This is a genomic window from uncultured Roseibium sp. (genome assembly GCF_947499295.1).
Classification (GTDB): domain Bacteria; phylum Pseudomonadota; class Alphaproteobacteria; order Rhizobiales; family Stappiaceae; genus Roseibium.
Genome location: NZ_CANMNP010000101.1, coordinates 1 through 1,211 on the forward strand (window position 1 = coordinate 1; position 1,211 = coordinate 1,211).

Consider the following 1,211-nt stretch of genomic DNA (forward strand, 5'->3'; position numbering starts at 1 on the left):
TTGTAAGGCATCGACAGTCGCTCGCGTCAGAGTGAACGTTGGAGATACTGCGGCGTGGCGATCCATGCAACAAGGCCCTCCGAATCGAAGGAACCCATGGATTCAGACTTGGGCCTCTTTGGAAACCCCAAAAACTGAGTCAAACTCTGCGCTCGCTGGTATTAGTACATACACTGAGAATCCTGACGGCTCACTCATGAGCCAAAGGCAATAACGAACAGTACCCCAATGAATGCAATTGAGAAGATGACTAAGAACGGTTTCCAAGGGGACATTGGTCTGCACAAGAATATGGTGGCAATGCCCTCTTCCGTTATTGGGTCGCCGGAGCAGTTGGGTCAGTTGAAGACCCCTCATTTGCAGAACCGTCTTGCATGCCGCCATTGTCAGTTTGTTCTGGCGCACTTCCTTGCTGGTCAGGAGTTTCCTGATTGCAGGCTGCAAGTGTAATAACAAAAAGGGTAAGCGTAACAAGCTTTATCAGGACGTTCATGTGACCACTTCCTTCGCAAAAGTGTTTAAACAAGAGGGTGATTGTCATGCACTGTGTGTGCTGAGATTTTCGTGGCGCTTGTTTTGCAAATTAGGCTGACCCAAGGGGGCGGTTGGATCAGCCTAACACGTTGGAGACGTCGGTTCGTCAAGTTCTGTAGCGGGAGACAAGAACGAAAAACTCCCGGACAGCCTCTCAACCTGCAATCGCGCGATTACAGCTCAATGCGGCTGTACTCCTCGCTATCCAGAGCACCGTCCTCGTTCGTGTCGGCGGCTTTGAAAATATCCTCGGTGATGGGCACCCCGGCGGAGTTCAGTTCTTCAAGTGTGAGAAGGCTGTCCTCGTTAGCATCAACCGTGCTGAATTCTGGCGTTTGGGCCAGAGCCGCCGAGGTCATCGCAAATGTTCCAACGGCTGCGGCAATCATTGTATTTTTAAGCATTATAGATCTCCTGTAGAGATTGTGTATTCAACTCATATGCCTGTGTGGCCCTTTCAACGTGGGAGGAAAGTGTGACTAGAATTGGAAGGATAAAAGGTTGTTCGAGGGCGTTTATATGGCATAACGGAAGAAATCTAGTTGTAGAAGTTTCGATTTTACTTGAAAGTTACGGCCTTTGAAGCTCTGTTTGTCAGGTCTAGGTGTTCAGTCCCGGCATTTGATGGATCGGATTAAGTCTGAAACGATCAGGTTCTGAAGTCCATATCTTGCAAA

At 49.0% G+C, this 1,211-nt stretch carries 2 protein-coding genes; both read right to left on the minus strand.

The genetic code is table 11. The annotated features are described in order from the left end of the window. Nucleotides 1-313: 313 nt before the first annotated feature. On the minus strand, nt 314-541 hold the full coding sequence (locus tag Q0835_RS29935) for a hypothetical protein (RefSeq protein WP_298967132.1): 228 nt from the start codon (nt 539-541) through the stop codon (nt 314-316). A 166-nt stretch (nt 542-707) separates the two neighbouring features. Then, nucleotides 708-938: a hypothetical protein gene (locus Q0835_RS29940; protein WP_298967134.1), complete on the minus strand. Its 231-nt coding sequence runs from the start codon at nt 936-938 to the stop codon at nt 708-710. Nucleotides 939-1,211 lie beyond the last annotated feature (273 nt).

Coding starts and splice junctions, on each gene's coding strand:
- Q0835_RS29935 (WP_298967132.1), bottom strand. CDS start 541: ATGACAATCACCCTCTTGTTTAAACACTTTTGCGAAGGAAGTGGTCAC.
- Q0835_RS29940 (WP_298967134.1), bottom strand. CDS start 938: ATGCTTAAAAATACAATGATTGCCGCAGCCGTTGGAACATTTGCGATG.